The sequence below is a fragment of the Streptomyces sp. NPDC044704 genome, from assembly GCF_056433525.1.
In genome coordinates, this window is the sequence record NZ_JBWKGY010000001.1 from 732,282 (window position 1) to 749,291 (window position 17,010).

Below are 17,010 nucleotides of genomic sequence, written 5' to 3' on the forward strand. Positions count from 1 at the left end.
TCATGCCAGAAGGTCCCGGAGCGGTGACTGCGCCGTGGCCGCCGTTCCTGCCCCACGGGGAGTCGCGAGCGTGCCCGGAGGGGCGGTGAGGACCGGGCCGACCCCGGTCACGTCGAGCAGGTGCGCCAACTGCGCGCCGATTCCCGCCACGACGACGTCCACGCCTGCCGCATGGGCGGACGTGCGCGCCCCGAGCAGGACGTTCAGGCCGGCGCAGTCGCAGAAGGTGACACCGGTCAGGTCGAGGTGGAGGCCGGTCGGCCGCTCCTCCAGACACGCCGCGACGGCGTTGCGGACCAAGGGGGCGGTGTCCCAGTCGAGTTGGCCGACGAGGGTCAGCCGGGCGGTACCCGACTGAACCACGGCGTGCGACATGAACTCGGAACCGGTCACAGCATCCCGTACCTCTCCGTGCTCACACGGCGCGTACCCGCGCGATGCGATCCCACGAGCCTCTTGTGGGGAGCTCCTGTTGCCGACCGTCGACCGCCGCCCCTCCTGCTTCCTAGCGCGAGGACACCAGTCCCGCCTAGTGAATCTGCACTAGGTGAGGAAGTCAACACCGGCCGACGGAGGGTGACATGCGGCCGGCGCGGACGGGCCACGGCGAGGGAAGGACCAGACGGACCGACGGACCGTCCGCGCGGGCCTGGGCCTCCGCCCGCACCGCCCCTGCCGGATCCCCGTGGCCGGCCATCCGCTGAAGACTCCGGAGCGGGCCGCGCCCACGACCGCGTAGATCTTGTTCATGGACCGACGGTCGCCGTCCCGGGCAGGTGAACACGGTCGGGTGCGCCCGCTCCGCGTGCTCCCGGGGCCCCGATGCCGGACACTCCTGTATATGGGGTCCGCCCCGTAGAGGGGCCCGCTCGTTCCGCGCGGGCCGAGGTGAGGGTGTTCGGCGTGCTTGAGGTCCCGCTGTGGTTGTGGGGGGCGTTCGCCGCGACCGTCGTCGTGTCGCTGGCCGTGGACCTGCTGTCCCACCGCACCGCGCACGTCATCGGCTTCAAGGAGGCCGCCGCCTGGAGCGGACTGTGGGTGGGCCTCGCCCTGACCTTCGGCGCCGTCGTCTTCCTCGTCCTCGGCACCGACGCCGGCACCGAATACACGACGGCCTGGCTGCTGGAGAAGAGCCTGTCGGTCGACAACCTGTTCGTCTTCGCCGTGATCTTCGCGTACTTCAAGGTGCCCCGCGCCTACCAGCACCGCGTGCTGTTCTTCGGTGTCATCGGCGCGCTCGTCTTCCGCGGGATCTTCCTCTCCCTCGGCGTGGCCGTGGTCAGCCGCTTCACCGCGGTGCTGTTCGCCTTCGCAGCGGTCCTCTTCTACAGCACCTACAAGCTCCTCAAGGACGAGGAGGAGAGCTTCGACCCGGGCAAGAGCTTCGCCGTGCGGATGCTCCGCAAGGTCATTCCGGTGCGGGACGAGTACGCCGGGGCGAAGTTCTTCGTCAAGGAGGCGGGCAAGCGGGTGGCGACGCCGTTGCTCGCGGTGGTCGCCGCGATCGAGGCCGCGGACCTGATCTTCGCCGTGGACAGTGTCCCGGCGGTCCTCGCGGTCAGCGACGACGCCTTCGTCGTCTACACCAGCAACGCGTTCGCCATCCTCGGCCTGCGGGCCCTCTACTTCCTGCTCGCCGGCCTCTTGGACCGCTTCCACTACCTGAGCAAGGGCCTGGCGATCATCCTCGCCTTCATCGGCGTCAAGCTCATCCTCCAGGCCTGCCACAAGATGATCAGCCCGAGCATCCCGGAGGTCCCCTCACCGATCAGCCTCGCGGTCATCGTCGTCGTCCTGACGGCTTCCGTGGTGCTCAGCGTCAGAAGGCCCGCTCCGGCCGACGGCACGGCGGGAAACGAACCACTTCCCGACCCGCCAGTACGGGCCTATCGTAAAGAAATGGTCAAGATGAAGCGTGAGCGAGAAGCGTACGTGTGTCAGGCCTGCAATCAGTCCGTGCCGGCCGCGGTACACCGACAGAAGACCCTCGGCATGTTCGTTCCCGTCTGGGGTCCGGGCGCCTGCCAGAACCGTGACTGTCCCGACTTCCGGCTGGACCCCAGCCACAGGCACCCCCGCCCCTCGGCGCGAGGGCGGGAGGAAGAGCCTCTAGGACAGCAGGAGCCGCCGGTTCACGGTCCGGACGCGTGAACCACGGGCCGAGCCGTTCGGTCTCAGAGGTCTCCGAGGACTCCGAGGTCTCAGAGGCCCTGTGCGGTCCGGAGCCGCTCGATCTGCCGGAGAACGGGACCTTCGGCCAGCCGTGGGTACGGTTCGGACCCCAGCCCGGAGAGGTCGGCGATGCACGCTCCGACCCGGGTGACGACGCGGTCGATGACGTCGGCGGGTCCGGTGGAGCCTTCATCGGTGGTGGTCATCCGGATGCGGATCGTGTCCTCGGGAAATCCCGCTCCGTCGAGGTCCTCGTACCGCACGGTGACCGTGCGGCCGTCCTCACTGTCCGAGGGGCAGGCCGCGACGGCCGAGCGCAGTCGGGTGTAGACGGCCTCCGCCCCCGCATAGGAGGCGAGGAAGTTCACCTGCGGGTTCCCGGGTGTGTCGGTGGCGAAGGTCTGGCTGACGGCGGCCCGGGCGCCCCGCTGGCTGAGCAGGCCCCACATGGCGGAGCACGGGGCCGACAGCTCGGACGGTGACAGGGGCCTCAGCTCGCCGGCGTGCATCGGGTGGCTTCCGGACTCCCCTTCCGCGACTCCGGCGGTCTCGCCCGGCTGCAGAGCCAGTTGACGCAGCCGCGCGGTGTCCGGTATCTCGCCGGCCGCCCCAGGCTCGGGCAGGGCGACGGAAGGGGTCGGGGAAGGCGCCGGCTTCGTCTGCGGGGCGGAGGAGGTGCCGGGCGTCCGCGTTCCCGCCGGCGCGCGGTCGGCACTCACGGAGTCCGCACCACCGGCACACGAGGAGATCGCGAGGCAGCCGACCGCGACGAGTACGACAGAGGCACGGTGCTTGACCAACTGGAATCCCCCTGACAGCTAACGGATCCGCATGATCCGCCCGCACTGTAGCCGGTCAGGTCGTCCGGGGCCGGGGCCGGGGAACGCCCCACCCCCGCCGACCCATCAGCCGGGCGTGCCGCGCCGTGCGGCGTCGGCCTGCCGCCATTGCTCGGCCGCCTGGATCATGGTCCGGCCGACGTGCTCGAAGAAGTGGCCGATGTCGCGCATCCGGGTACCGGCGGGCGTCGTGGCGCCGAGGACCTGGGCGCCGCGAAGGGTGAAGTCGGCCAGCATGGCGTTCTGCCGGGCGCTGGCCATCCAGCCGCGGAACCAGGCATCGGCGTCGATGACGTACCGGTCACGCCGCCGGCCCGTGTCGCGTTCACGCCTGATGAGCTCCTGCTGTTCGAGTTCGCCGACGGCCTTGGAGACGGAGGCGGGGCTGACCTGGAGGCGCTGGGCGAGTTCGGCCGCGGTCAGGCTGCCGCCGTCGGTGACGTACAGGCACGTCAGTACGCGGGCGGTCATCCGCGGCAGCCCCGTACCGACCATCATCGCCGTGAACTGTTCCTCCAGTTCGGCGACGGCCTCCGGGTCGCGTCCGTGCGTCTCGCCCGCGCTCGGTGAGGTGGCGGCCGGGGCGGGTGTCAGGGGCTGCTTGCGGCGCTGGGCGCGCCCCTTCGTCGCGCGGTGCGCGGCGTCGGCCCGGTAGTCGGAGGGGCCGCCGTTGCGGGCCACTTCCCGGCTGACGGTGGAGATGGGCCTGTCCAGGCGGGCGGCGATGTCGGTGTAGCTGAGTCCCTCCCTGAGCCCCTCGGCGATCTCCAGCCGCTCGTGGTGGGTCAGTCTGCCTCCGGGCATCGGCATTGCCTCCGTGTCGGGTCCGTGTGTGAGCAGTATTGCTTTCACGGTCAGCTCAATGCAAATGCCGTGAAGTCGTTTTGCATTCTGTTCCACGGTCATTGCAAGAGTTTTGCGATCTGACCTGCAATGATGCGCTCCATGCTCCTGATTTCGTTGACGGAAGAGTGAAAGCAATTTAGCTTTTAGTCATTCGCGAACAGGCGATGCGATCCGAGCGGGCCCGGTCGACGGCCGCTCGTTGCCCTGAATCGGAGCCCCCATGACGTCCTTCCTCACCCCCCTTCGCACCTGGCACCGGCCACTGGTGGCCTGCGCCGTCCTGATGCTCGGCCTGGTGCTCGCCGCCGGCGTCGGAGCCGTCGTCGACGGACGGACGCTGCTGGGCGAGTCGGTGTGGGTGAAGCCGCTCAAGTTCGGCTTCGCCTTCGGCCTCTACGCGCTCACGCTGGCCTGGCTGCTGACCAAGCTGACGCGGGGCAGACGGCTGGGACGGTGGCTGGGCACCGTCTTCGCGGTCGCCGCCACGGTGGAGGTGGGCGCCATCACGGTCCAGGCGGCACGCGGCACCTTCAGCCACTTCAGCGCGGACCAGACCGACCCGGTCACCCTGGCCCTGGTGCCCCTGCTGACCTTCGGGGTGATGGTCATCGTCATCGCCCAACTGATCCTGGCGGTCGTCGTGCTGATCCAGCGGACCGGCGGAGCGGCGCTGAACCGCGCCATCCGCTCCGGTCTCGCGCTCGCCACCTTCGGCATGGTCGTGCCGGTCTTCTGGATGGTCACCGAAATCCACTCCCGTACCGTCACCGATGCCAACGGCCACTCCGTGCAGATGTACCAGGGCCACGGCATCGGAGACCCCGACGGCCACGGCATGCCCCTCACCAACTGGAGCGTGACCGGCGGCGACTTCCGGGTACCGCACTTCTTCGCCCTGCACGGCATCCAGGTCCTCCTCCTGATCGCCGCGGTGCTCGCCGCCCTGGCCGCCGAGCGGGTCTGGCTGCGCGACGAGAAGGTACGGGCCCGCCTGGTCGGCAGTGCCGCCCTCGGCTACACGGGGCTGGTCGCGGTGGTGACCTGGCAGGCGTGGCGCGGACAGTCCCTGATCCATCCGGACGCCGCCACCCTCCTCGCCCTCGCCGCGGTGCTGCTCCTCACGGGGGCAACCACCGCAGTGGTGACCGTGACCGCCAAGCGCGCCACCGCCAAGCGCCCCACCGCCGAACCGATCGAGGCCCCCGTGTTTTCCCGACCGGCGTGCTGACGACGCCTCCCGCCCCGACGAACCGAACTCCCGAAAGGAAGACCGACATGACCGTGCACCCCTCCAGCGAGGCGACCGCGACCGCAGGGGCCGCCCCGACGTCCCCCGGCCACTCCGCGCTCCAGCAGGCCATGGACCGCGCCGCCGCCCAGGGCGGCGCACCCGGCATAGCCGTCGAAGTGCGCGACGGCCGTGGCGCGTGGTTCGGCTCGGCGGGCGTCTCCGACACCGGAACCGGGAGGAAACGCCGGCCGTCCGAGCGGTTCCGGATCGGCAGCACGACGAAGGCGTTCACCGCCACGGTGGTCCTGCAACTGGTAGCCGAAGGCGGCCTGGGCCTCGACGACACGATCGAGCGGTGGCTGCCCGGGCTCGTGTCGGGCAACGGCTACGACGGCCGCACGATCACCATCCGGCAGTTGCTCAACCACACCAGCGGCATCTCCAACTACGGCAACGACCCCGAGTTCTTCAAGAAGGGCATCGGAGCGGCGTGGTTCCAGCACCGCTACGACACCTACACCCCCGAACAGTTGGTCAGGACGGGCCTGGCCACCCCGCCGCCCTGCGCTCCGGGTGAGGCCTTCCTCTACTCCAACACCAACTACTTCCTGGCCGCCCTGATCATCGAGAAGGCCACGGGCGGCACCTTCGGGGAAGCCCTCATGCAGCGGATCGTCCAGCCGCTGGCGCTGACCGGCACCTACCTCCCGGGCACGGAACCGGCGATCCGGGGGCCGCACCCCCGGCACTACTCCACCCTCTTCGCCTCCGACGTACCGCCCCGGGTCCACGACGCGACCGAGATGAACCAGTCCTTCGCGTGGGCGGCCGGCGGCATCATCTCGACCACCGGTGACCTGCAGCGCTTCTTCGGCGAACTGCTCCGGGGCCACCTGCTGCCCGCCGGACAGCAGCAGGAGATGTTCACCACCGTCGACACCGCGGGCCCCGTCCCGTGGATCCCGCAGACCCGGTACGGCCTGGGCGTGTTCTCCTGGACACTGCCGTCCGGCGTCACGGTCTGGGGCAACGCGGGTGCCACGTACGGCTCGTGGACCTGTGCCCTGGGCTCCCGCGACGGCGAGCACCTGCTCACCGGCCAGGTCAACGGCGACTGGAGCGGCCTGCCGGTCTTCGGCGGCATCCTCACCGCCGAGTTCGGTGCGGCCGCCGGAAGCTGACGGCCGGCCGGGAGTCGTGGAACCCCCGGTCAGGACCACGCGGGCAGGGACAGCGTCTTTCCCGTTTCGAGGTACGTCTTCAGGTTCGACAGCACCGCCGACCAGCCGCCGGCCGCCTGCCGGAACTCGGTCTCGTCGCGCAGGTTCTCGTGGGTCACGGTGAGCTGGACGGTGCCGCCGAGCGGCTTGAGGTCGAAGGTGACCGTGGAGGGGCCGTTCGGGCGGTCCTCGCCGGGGCCGGCCCAGGTGAGGACGAGCCGCTTCGGAGGGACGGCTTCGACGATGACGCCCTCCACGTCGGCGGTGCCGGAGCCGTCGGTGCGCCGGTGCTCCCAGCGCGAGCCCGCCTGCCAGTCGGAGACGTTGCCGTGGCCCCAGTAGGCGGCCGTCATCTCGGGGTCGGTGAGAGCCTCCCAGACCTTCTCCGGGGTGGCTTCGATGTAGGTGGTGTAGACGAACTCGGGCTTGCCGCTCATGGCCTGTTCCGCTCTCCGTTTGAGGGTGCTGAGCGCCCGCAGACGGGGACGCTCGAACTTGTCGATCCACCGCTCCTGGATCTGATGGAGCGGTACGGGGTTGAGGTAGTGGAGTTTTTCCCGGCCCCTGCGGACCGTGCTGACGAGGTTCGCCGCTTCCAGGAGTCCCAGGTGCTGGGTGGCGGCCTGGCGGGACATCGCCAGGCCTTCGCACAGCTCGCCGAGGGTCTGGCCGTTGTTCTCGCGCAGCCGGTCCAGCAGGTGCCGGCGGGTCGTATCGGAGAGGGCCTTGAAGACCCGGTCCATCTCGTCGCTCACACCTCCATCATGCAAGTATTTGCCTGCATGTCAATCGGGGGTGGGGTGCGTGCAGCCCGAGGTGCGCCGGGGACCGCGCACGCCGAGAGTGGAAGGGCCGGGGCGGAACCCCGGGCGGTCCGGCGGTACGCGCGAGGGAGGCGGTATGGCGCGTCACCACGTGAGGCGAGCCATGCGGGGCCCGCCGGACGGTCCCGCGCGCGGCGCCGGTCAGCCGGCCCCGCCCGGCCGGGGCGCGCCGGAAACCCCCCGCGCGGACGCGCCGGCCGTCGTGGTGGTCGTGACGGGCGTGGCGGGATCCGGAAAGTCCACGGTGGCACTCCGCCTGGCCGACCGGCTCGGCTGGGCCTACCAGGACGCCGACGACTTCCACACCCCGGCGAACCGCGCCAGGATGGCGGGCGGGCAGCCGCTGACCGACGAGGACAGACGCCCCTGGCTGGCCGCGGTCGCGGCATGGATCGACGGGCGGCTCGCGGCACGGGAACCCGCGGTCGTCGCCTGCTCCGCCCTCAAGCGCTCCTACCGGGACCAGCTGGTCCGGGGGCGGACCGGCGTACGCCTGGTCCATCTCCACGGGTCACGCGAGCTCATCGGCTCCCGGCTGCGGGCGAGGCAGGGCCACTTCTTCCCCCAACGGCTGCTGGACAGCCAGTTCGCGGACCTCCAGGAGCCGGAGCCCGACGAGCAGGCGTGGGTGGTCGGCATCGACCGGCCCCCGGACGCCGTGGTCTCGGACGTCGTCGCCCGCCTCGCCGCCGGGGCGGCGCCACCGCCCGCCGTACCGACCGAGGAGCCGCGCATGTCCCGCGAAGCATCCGCAGAACACACCGCATCCGCAGAACACACCGCGTCCGCAGAACACGCCACATCCGCAAAACACACCGCGTCCGGAGAACAATGGCGGCTGCGTCACGGCGCCCAGACAGCGGTGGTGGTCGAACTGGGCGGCGCGCTGCGCCTCTACGAGGTGGGCGGGAAGCCCCTGCTCGACGGGTTCGCCGCGCACGAACCGATCACCGGCGGCCGGGGCCAGCTCCTCGCGCCCTGGCCGAACCGGGTGGGCGGCGGCCGCTACCGCTTCGGCGGGCAGAGCCTGCGGCTCCCGCTGACCGAACCGGAGAACGGCAACGCGATCCACGGGCTCCTGAGGTGGGTCCCGTGGCGGCTGCTCGCCCGCAGCGAGGAAGGGGTCACGCTCGGCACCACCCTCTTCCCGCAGCCCGGATACCCGTACCGGCTGGAGGTCTCCGCCGAGTACCGGCTCGGCCCGGAGGGGCTCGAAACCACCGTCACCGCCACCAACACGGGGGACGCGCCCGCGCCCTACGGCGTGGGCCAGCACCCCTACCTGACCGTGGGCACCGATGCCGTGGACACCGCGCTGCTGACCGTACCGGCCCGCCTCCGCCTCCGTACCGACGGACAGGGCCTGCCGACGGGCGAGGAACCGGTCGACGGCACGGCGTACGACTTCCGCGCCGCCCGGCCCATCGGCGAGGAGCGGCTGGACACCGCGTACACGGGCCTCGACCGGGACCCGGCCGGTCACTGCGCGGTCCGGCTCGCGCACCCCTCGGGGCGGCACGGCGTCGACGTACGGCTCATCGAGGGCGTCCGGTACGTACAGGTCTACACGGGGGACACACTGGCGGAGCCCGGGCGGCGCCGGCGCGGCGTCGCCATCGAGCCCATGTCCTGCCCGGCCGACGCCTTCCGCAGCGGCACGGCGCTCACCGTCCTGGAACCGGGGGCCCGCCACGTGTTCCGGTGGGGCCTGTCCCCGTGGGGCTCCTGGTGAGCCCGGACCCCGGACCGCCGGCGCGCGGATCCATGACCGGCGCCGCCTTCCGCGCCCTGTACGAGGACATGCGCCTCCGGAGCAGGCCTGACCCCGACGGCCGTCCCGGTGCGCTCGGCCACCTGACGCCGGAGCGCGTGGTGGCCGCCGCCGCCGAGGTCCGCTCCGGGCTCACGGTATCGCTGGCCGCCCCCGTCGAAACGCGTTCCGGCCCGGACAATCCCGACCCCGCGCACCACCGCATGATCGGCCCCACCGAGGGTGAGGCCGTGGCCGACGGACTGCACTTCGCGCGCGACCGCTTCGCGATGAACGTGCACGGGGACGCCGACAGCCACCTCGACGCGCTGTGTCACGTGCTGTACGACGGTTCGCTCTACGGCGGAGTGCCGGCGAGCAGCGTGACCCCCGACGGTGCCCGCGCCCTGTCCGTCGACGTCGTCCGGGACGGCATCGTGGGCCGCGGTGTCCTCCTGGACGTGCCACGGTCGCGGGGCGTGCCGTGGCTGGAGCCCGGGGACCACGTGAGCGCCGACGACCTGATCGCCGCGGAGGCGGCACAGGGGGTCCGGGTCGGGCCGGGGGACATGCTGTTCGTGCGCGTGGGGCACCGCGCCCGGCGCCAGGAGCGGGGGGCGTGGGACGCGGCCCGGGCCCGGGCCGGTCTCCACCCCGGGGCCGTACGGTTCCTGGCCGAGCGGGAGGTGTCCGTGCTGGGATCGGACGGCAACAACGACACCGCCCCCAGCGCGGTGGCCGGCGTCGACTTCCCCGTGCACGTGCTCGCCGTGCACGCCATGGGCGTGCACCTCCTGGACTACCTGCAGTTCGAGGAACTGACCCGGGCGTGCGCCCGCGCGGGCCGGTGGTCGTTCCTGTGCACGGTCGCGCCGCTCCGGCTCCCGGCGGCCACCGGCTCCCCGGTGAACCCGATCGCCGTCCTGTGACCCGGCAGCGGGGGAGGGGCCCATCGGCTGCGGGGGAGGGGCCCGTCCGGTCGCCCCCCGTGGGGAGGAGGGATACGTTCGAAGGGGTGGGGTGGCTGCCGTGCACCGGCGGCGCGCAAGGATGAGGTCCCGCCGGAAGGGCGCGGTCCACGAGCGCAAGGACGGTGGTCGCCGTGGGCGACTCCCCGCACTACGACGTCATCATCATCGGTACCGGCGCGGGCGGAGGCACGCTCGCCCACCGCCTCGCTCCGTCCGGCAAACGGGTGCTCATCCTCGAACGCGGGGACTACCTCCCCCGCGAGCGGGACAACTGGGACTCCACCGCGGTGTTCGTGAGGGGCAAGTACCGTGCCCCGGAGTTCTGGCTGGACAAGCACGGCAAGGAATTCCCGCCCGAGGTCAACTACTACGTCGGCGGGAACACCAAGTTCTACGGGGCCGCCCTCTTCCGGCTGCGGCCCGAGGACTTCGGGGAGCTGCGCCACCACGACGGGCTGTCGCCGGCCTGGCCGATCCGCTACGAGGACCTGGAGCCGTACTACACCCAGGCCGAGCACCTCTACAAGGTCCACGGCCACCACGGGGAGGACCCGTCGGAAGGGCCGTACAGCGCCCAGTACGCCTACCCGCCGGTGGCGCACGAGCCGCGGATCCAGCAGCTGAGCGACGACCTGGAGAAGCGCGGCCTGCACCCCTTCCACCTGCCGATCGGCGTCGACCTGCTCCAGGACGAGAACGGGCGCGCGACTCCGTCCAGCGTCTGCATCCGCTGTGACCGCGTGGACGGGTTCCCCTGCCTGGTGCGCGGCAAGTCGGACGCCCAGGTGATCTGCGTGGAACCCGCGCTGCGTCACCCCAACGTCGAAATGATCACCGATGCCCGGGTGGTCCGGCTGGAGACCGACCCGGCCGGGCACACCGTCAGCCGGGTCCTGACGCGGAGCGGGGACGGGTCCGAAGCCTCCTACTCCGCCGACGTCGTGGTGGTCGCCTGCGGGGCGGTCAACTCGGCGGCCCTCCTCCTGGCCTCGGCCGACGACCGCCATCCCCGCGGGCTGGCGAACAGCTCCGACGTCGTCGGACGGCACTACATGCGCCACAACAACCTCGCGCTGATGGCCGTTTCGAAGGAGCCCAACCCCACCCGCTTCCAGAAGACCCTGGCCCTGCACGACTGGTACCTCGGCTCCGACGACTGGGACTACCCGCTGGGCGGCATCCAAATGCTCGGCAAGTCCGATGCCGAGCAGATCCACGGCGAGGCTCCCCGCTGGGCCGGCGCCGTGACCCCCGACATGCCGTTCGCGGTACTGGCCCACCACGCCGTCGACTTCTGGCTGTGCGGCGAGGACCTGCCGCTCCCCGAGAACCGGGTCACGGTCGACGGCGACGGACAGATCACCCTCGCGCTCGACGAGAACAACAACACCGCCGGGCTGAAACGGCTGCGGCACGAGCTCCAGAGGATGCTGGGCCATCTGGGCATGCACGAACACCAGTTCCTGTCGCGCAGCATCTACCTCCACAAGGGCATGCCGATCGGCGCCACGGCGCACCAGGCCGGCACGGTGAGGTTCGGCGACGACCCGGCCACCTCCGCCCTGGACGTGAACTGCAAGGCACACGACCTCGACAACCTCTACGTGGTCGACACGAGCTTCTTCCCGAGCATCGGCGCGGTCAACCCGTCGCTCACCGCGATCGCCAACGCCCTCCGGGTGGGCGACCACCTCCTGGAGCGGCTCCGCTGACCCCGCGGATTGCCCCGACCGGGCATTGATGCTCGGCCGTGTGGCCCAAAGCCGCCCCGCCCCGGCCCCTGATCTCCCCTGGAGATGCTTCCGTGGCGTTCGGATCCGCCGGGCCGCCGCCCTGCGGACCGGACCGGGCAGTCGAGGAGGCAGCCGACCGTGAGTTCCACCGAGGGCGCACCGCAGGGAGTGATCCCCGCTCGCCTGCTCAAGGGCCAGAAGGCACTGGTGACCGGTGCCAACAGCGGCATCGGCAAGGCCACGGCCATCGGCCTCGGCCGGGCCGGCGCCGACGTGGTCGTGAACTACGTGGCCGGCGCCGACGAGGCGCAGAAGGTGGTCGAGGAGATCACCTCGTTCGGCGTGCGCGCCGCCGCGTACGAGGCCGACGTGTCCCAGGAGGACCAGGTCGTAGCCATGATGGACCGGATGGTCCGCGAATTCGGCACGATCGACATCCTGGTCGCGAACGCCGGGCTGCAACGCGACGCCCCCTTCGAGGACATGACGCTCGCCCAGTGGCAGAAGGTGCTGGACGTCAACCTCACGGGCCAGTTCCTCTGCGCGCGGGAAGCGACGAAGGAGTTCCTGCGGCGCGGCGTCGTCCCGGAGGTGTCCCGGGCGGCCGGAAAGATCATCTGCATGAGCTCCGTCCACCAGCTCATTCCCTGGGCCGGCCACGCCAACTACGCCTCCTCCAAGGGCGGCGTCCAGATGCTGATGGCGACCCTGGCCCAGGAACTCGCGCCCAAGAAGATCCGGGTGAACGCGATCGCTCCCGGCGCCATCAAGACACCGATCAACCGTTCCGCGTGGGAGACCCCGGAGGCGCGCAAGGACCTCCAGCGGCTGATCCCGTACGAGCGCATCGGCGAACCCGAGGACATCGCCCACGCGGCCGTGGCGCTCGCCTCGGACCTCATGGACTACGTCGTCGGCACGACGCTCTACGTGGACGGCGGGATGACCCTCTTCCCCGGCTTCGCCACCGGCGGCTGAGCCTCCTCCGACGTCACCTCGAGCGGCAAAGGAACGCATGGGCATCACGCTCCACCTCCTGGCGGCCGACGCTCCCGCCCAACTGCTCCCGGCTAGGGAGCTCATGGCGTTCACCCTCGCCTCCCACATCATCCTCGTGCCGATGGGGGTGGCGCTGCCGCTGATCACCCTCGTCATGCACTACCGCGGCCTGCGTCACGGCGACGCGACGGCCCTCCTGCTGGCCCGGCGCTGGTCGGCGGTGATGGCCGTGCAGTTCGCGATCGGCGTCGTGACCGGCACCGTGCTGTCGTTCGAGTTCGGGCTGCTCTGGCCGGGCCTGATGGGCAGATGGGGCGACGTCTTCGGCATCGGATTCGGCGTCGAGGCATGGGCGTTCTTCCTCGAAGCGGTGCTCATCGCCATCTACCTCTACGGCTGGCGCAGGCTGAAACCGCGCACCCACTTCCTGCTCGGGCTGCCGCTGCCGGCCGTCGCGCTGCTCGGGACCTTCGGCATCCTGGCCGCCAACTCGTGGATGAACACGCCCCAGGGCTTCTCCCTCGACGCGCAGGGCAACCCGGTCGACGTGAACGTGTGGAAAGCCATCTTCACGCCCATGTTCGGGCCCCAGTACTGGCACTTCGTCATGGCGATGCTGATGACCGCGGGCTTCGTCGTGGCGGGCGTCTACGCCGTCGGATGGCTCCGGGGCCGCCGGGACCGCTACCACCGGCTCGGCTTCGCCGTCCCCTTCACCATCGCCGCGGCCGCGACCCCCGTACAGCTCGTGCTGGGCGACTCGATCGCCCGGGCCGTGTTCCAGAAGCAGCCCGTGAAGTTCGCGGCCATCGAGATCGTCTGGGACACCAAGAGCCACGTCCCGGAATACCTGTTCGGACGCCTCCACCCCGACGGAACGGTCTCCGGCGGCATCCCGATCCCCCAGCTCGACTCCATCCTGGCCGGGTTCAGCCCCGACACCGTGGTGACGGGGCTGTCCTCCGTACCGGCGAGCGACCGGCCCAACGCCACACAGGCCACGATCGCCCACTGGGCCTTCGACATCATGGTCGGGATCGGGTCCGCGCTCGTCCTCCTCGTCCTCTGGTACGGCCTGGTCTGGCTGCGCCACCGGCGGCCGCCCCGCTCCAAGTGGTTCTACCGCAGTGCCGCATGCGCCGGAGTCGGCTCCGTCGTAGCGGTCGAATGCGGCTGGATCACGGCCGAAGTGGCCCGCCAGCCATGGATCGTCTACCAGAACATGCGGGTCGCCGAGGCGGTGACCTCGACCCGCTCCACCACCCTCTGGATCATGTTCGGCCTGGTGGTCATCGTGTACCTGCTCATCTTCGGGGCGTTCCTCATGGTCCTGCTCAAGATGCGCGACCGCTGGCGCCTGGCGGACGAACAGCCGGACGGGCCGGAAGGGGAGGCCCCGGAGGCCGTCACCCCCTACGGGCCCCGGCCCGCGGTCCCGGCCGGTGACCTCCGGTCCGCGCAGGACGGCGGCTCCGCCCCGTCGGCGGGCGGTGAACGGTGATGGCCGAACTCGTCGCCTTCGTGCTGCTCCTCGCCGTGGCCGCGTACGCGTGCGCGGGCGGGACCGACTACGGGGCGGGATTCTGGGACCTGACGGCCGGCGGAGCAGAGCGCGGCAAGCGTCCCCGATGGCTGATCGACCACGCCATGGCCCCCGTGTGGGAGGTCAACAACGTCTGGCTGATCTTCGTCCTCATCCTCATGTGGACCGGATTCCCCGTGTTCTTCCAGACGGTGTTCACGGCGATGTGGCTGCCGCTGGCCCTGGCCGCCCTCGGCATGGTCCTGCGCGGCGCGGGATTCGCCCTGCGCAAACCCACCCGCCGGCTGGCCCGGCGGCGCCTCTACGGCGCCGTCTTCGCCATCGCCTCCCTGCTCACCCCGTTCTGTCTCGGTGCGGCGGCCGGAGCCATCGCGTCCGGCCGGGTCGCACCGGGTACCGAGGCCTCCGACCACGCGTGGGCCAGCTCCGCGTCCCTCGTCTTCGGGCTCCTCACCGTCGCCGCGACCGCCCTCCTCGGGGCCGTGTTCCTGACCGCCGACGCCGCGCGCTTCGACGCCCCCGACCTCGTCGGATACTTCCGCCGCCGGGCGCTCGTCAGCCTCGGGGCGGTCGCGGCGGCCGCCGTGGCCGTACTCCTCGTCGCCCGGGGCGACGCGCCGCACGTCTGGCACGGCCTCACCCACGGCTGGGGGCTCGCCCTCGCGATCGTGTCCGCGCTCGCCTTCGTCGCCACGGGACTGCTCGTGCTGAAGGCCGAAGCCCGCTGGGCCCGCTTCACCTGTGTCGGCATCGTCGGGGCGGCGGTCATCGCCTGGGGCATGGCCCAGCGCCCCTACCTCATCCCGACGTCGCTGTCCGTGGCGGACGCGGCCGGCGACTCCCAGACCCTGGCCTGGCTGACCGTGGTCAGCTTCGTCGCCCTCCTGCTCGTCGCTCCGGCCGTCTTCCTCCTCTACTGGATGGACACCCACGGGGAGCTCGAATCCCTCACCGATTCCGACCTGCGCCGGACCGGTCCCCCGCGGGGCGCCCCGGCCGACGGCGACTGACCCGCTCCACCGGCAGGAAACGTCGTAGAGCCCCCACCGCGCCCGTGAGGCGAGGAAGGAAACCGTCGTGAGCGAGGACGACATCCTCCTCGGCATCGCCCTGATCGTGGCCCTGGCCACCGCCTGCCAGATCCTCGCGGGCAAACTCCGCGTACCCGCGCTGATCCTGCTCCTGCCGGTGGGCTTCGCGGCGGGCGCCGTCACCGACATCATCCATCCGGACCAGCTGATCGGGGAGGAGTTCTCCGCCCTGGTCTCGCTGTCCGTGGCGGTCATCCTCTACGACGCCGGACTCGGCCTCGACCTGCGGAACCTGACGGGCCAGACCCGCGCGATGGTGGGCAGACTGCTGCTCTTCGGAGTGGCCTTCACCTTCCTGGCCGTCTGTGCCGTCGGCCCGGCCCTGTTCGGCATGTCGCTCCGGGTGGCCTCGATGGTGGGCATGATCCTCGTCGTGTCCGGGCCCACGGTGGTGGGCCCCCTCCTCCAGTACGTACGGCCGACGGACAAGGTCCGGCGCCTGCTGATCTGGGAAGGAACACTGACCGACCCGATCGGCGCCATCCTCGGAGCACTCGTCTTCCACGCCATCGCCACGACGCACCAGATCGACATCGGCCGCGGCTACCAGATCGGTCAGTTCGTCATCAGCATGGCGGTCGGCCTCGTCGGCGGAGCCGTGGGCGTCGCGCTGCTGTGGCTGACCCTGCGCGTGCTCCGGCTCGGCGAGGCGCTCGGAACGCTGGCGCAACTGGCCACGGTGATCGCGGTTTCGGCGGGGTGCGACATCGTCCGCGACGACACCGGACTCATCGCCGCCATCGTCACCGGCATGGCCGCGGCCAACATCCGCAAATTCGACATGCCGGCCCGCCGGCCCTTCTTCGAGACGCTCGTCCAGCTGATCATCGGGCTGCTGTTCATCTCCATCTCCTCCAGCGTCGCCCCGGCCTCACTGACACCCGTGCTCCTGCCCACCCTCGTCCTCGTCGCGCTCCTCGTCCTCGTGGTGCGGCCGCTGGTGGCCTACCTCGCGACCATGGGCAAGAACATGAGCACGGGGGAGCGGGCGTTCACGGGCTGGATGGCCCCGCGCGGCATCGTCGCCGCCTCCACCGCCGCGGCCTTCGCCGCGCCCCTCGTCCAACTGGGGCTCGCCGGCGCCTCCAAGATCCTTCCCATCACCTTCCTCGTGATCGTCTCGACGGTCGTGCTCTACGCCCTGACCGCCGGCCCCGTGGCCCGCATGCTCGGCGTCGCCCGCCCGAACCGCACCCGGCCCCTCCTGGTGGGCGGCGCTCCCTGGGTGATCGCGCTGGGCAAGGCCCTGCGGTCGGCGGGACTCGACGTGCAGATGTGGGCGGGACAGAGCGAGGAACGCGAGCGCATCAAGGAGGCCGGGATCAAACTGGCCAGGGGGGACCTGCTGGCGACGGCCACCAACCCCAGGGCGCGGCTGGAGGGGGTCAACGCGGTCTTCCTGCTCACTGACGACGACGACTTCAACGCGCTCGCCTCCGTACTCGTCGAGGACAACGTGGAGGGGCCCGTCTACCGAGTGGGACCACCTCACGAGAGCCACGGCGTCGTCGCCCCCTACACGGGCGGCGCCGTCCTGTTCGGCGGTTCGCTCCTGCGGCACGTCCTGGCGGCACGCTACGAACAGGGCGCCCGGTTCCTGGTGCGCCCGGCCTCCGATCCGCTCCCGCCGGGACACGAAACGCTGTTCGTGGTCCGCGACGACGGCAGTCTGGAACCGGTCGACGAGACACGGGCCGTCGTCGCCCAGGAGGGCGACCTGGTCGTGGTGCTGGCCCCCGGGCCCCCCGTGCGGACCCGCCCGACCACCGGCGGCGAGGCCGTCGGCTGATC

At 71.2% G+C, this 17,010-nt stretch carries 13 protein-coding genes and 1 pseudogene; 10 read left to right on the forward strand and 4 right to left on the reverse strand.

Translation table 11 applies throughout. From position 1 onward, the window contains the following. Nucleotides 1–393: an STAS domain-containing protein gene (locus tag AC07B0_RS03375; RefSeq protein WP_356880670.1), complete on the reverse strand. Its 393-nt coding sequence runs from the start codon at nt 391–393 to the stop codon at nt 1–3. Between the two features lie 510 nt (nt 394–903). Between AC07B0_RS03375 and AC07B0_RS03380 the strand changes: the two are divergent. After that, a pseudogene (locus AC07B0_RS03380) lies at nt 904–1,848 on the forward strand (TerC family protein); the annotation flags it as partial. Between the two features lie 353 nt (nt 1,849–2,201). Here the strand turns inward: AC07B0_RS03380 and AC07B0_RS03385 are convergent. Both AC07B0_RS03385 and AC07B0_RS03390 read right to left on the reverse strand, forming a co-directional pair. Continuing rightward, nucleotides 2,202–2,891 (reverse strand): hypothetical protein, encoded by a 690-nt coding sequence (locus AC07B0_RS03385; RefSeq protein WP_356880669.1) that lies wholly within the window; start codon nt 2,889–2,891, stop codon nt 2,202–2,204. Between the two features lie 186 nt (nt 2,892–3,077). After that, the gene (locus tag AC07B0_RS03390; RefSeq protein ID WP_467297496.1) at nt 3,078–3,815 is read right to left on the reverse strand and encodes a GbsR/MarR family transcriptional regulator; all 738 of its coding nucleotides are present in this window, start codon (nt 3,813–3,815) and stop codon (nt 3,078–3,080) included. Nucleotides 3,816–4,077: 262 nt separating this feature from the next. Between AC07B0_RS03390 and AC07B0_RS03395 the strand changes: the two genes are divergently transcribed. Further along, entirely contained in the window at nt 4,078–5,085 is a 1,008-nt protein-coding gene (locus AC07B0_RS03395) for a hypothetical protein (RefSeq protein ID WP_478896473.1), read from the forward strand. 47 nt (nt 5,086–5,132) lie between these two features. Next, entirely contained in the window at nt 5,133–6,269 is a 1,137-nt protein-coding gene (locus AC07B0_RS03400) for a serine hydrolase domain-containing protein (protein ID WP_478896475.1), read from the forward strand. A 29-nt stretch (nt 6,270–6,298) separates the two neighbouring features. Here the strand turns inward: AC07B0_RS03400 and AC07B0_RS03405 are convergent, their stop codons facing one another. Continuing rightward, a complete protein-coding gene (locus tag AC07B0_RS03405) occupies nt 6,299–7,051 on the reverse strand; it encodes an ArsR/SmtB family transcription factor (RefSeq protein ID WP_478896711.1) in 753 nt (250 codons plus the stop codon). Between the two features lie 157 nt (nt 7,052–7,208). Between AC07B0_RS03405 and AC07B0_RS03410 the strand changes: the two genes are divergently transcribed. The 7 genes from AC07B0_RS03410 to AC07B0_RS03440 all read left to right on the forward strand — a co-directional run bounded on the left by AC07B0_RS03410 (nt 7,209) and on the right by AC07B0_RS03440 (nt 17,008). Beyond that, on the forward strand, nt 7,209–8,864 hold the full coding sequence (locus AC07B0_RS03410; protein ID WP_478896476.1) for a gluconokinase, GntK/IdnK-type: 1,656 nt from the start codon (nt 7,209–7,211) through the stop codon (nt 8,862–8,864). A 32-nt stretch (nt 8,865–8,896) separates the two neighbouring features. Beyond that, a complete protein-coding gene (locus AC07B0_RS03415; protein ID WP_478896478.1) occupies nt 8,897–9,811 on the forward strand; it encodes a cyclase family protein in 915 nt (304 codons plus the stop codon). 173 nt (nt 9,812–9,984) lie between these two features. Continuing rightward, a complete protein-coding gene (locus AC07B0_RS03420) occupies nt 9,985–11,565 on the forward strand; it encodes a GMC oxidoreductase (RefSeq protein ID WP_478896479.1) in 1,581 nt (526 codons plus the stop codon). Between the two features lie 159 nt (nt 11,566–11,724). Continuing rightward, nucleotides 11,725–12,564, forward strand: a complete 840-nt coding sequence (locus AC07B0_RS03425; RefSeq protein WP_356880662.1) for an SDR family oxidoreductase — start codon at nt 11,725–11,727, stop codon at nt 12,562–12,564. Nucleotides 12,565–12,601: 37 nt separating this feature from the next. Next, entirely contained in the window at nt 12,602–14,086 is a 1,485-nt protein-coding gene (locus tag AC07B0_RS03430; RefSeq protein ID WP_356880660.1) for a cytochrome ubiquinol oxidase subunit I, read from the forward strand. Continuing rightward, the gene (locus tag AC07B0_RS03435; protein ID WP_356880659.1) at nt 14,086–15,138 is read left to right on the forward strand and encodes a cytochrome d ubiquinol oxidase subunit II; all 1,053 of its coding nucleotides are present in this window, start codon (nt 14,086–14,088) and stop codon (nt 15,136–15,138) included. Before AC07B0_RS03430 ends, AC07B0_RS03435 begins: the two co-directional genes overlap by 1 nt. A gap of 67 nt (nt 15,139–15,205) precedes the next feature. Beyond that, nucleotides 15,206–17,008, forward strand: a complete 1,803-nt coding sequence (locus AC07B0_RS03440) for a cation:proton antiporter (protein WP_478896482.1) — start codon at nt 15,206–15,208, stop codon at nt 17,006–17,008. Nucleotides 17,009–17,010: the final 2 nt, after the last annotated feature.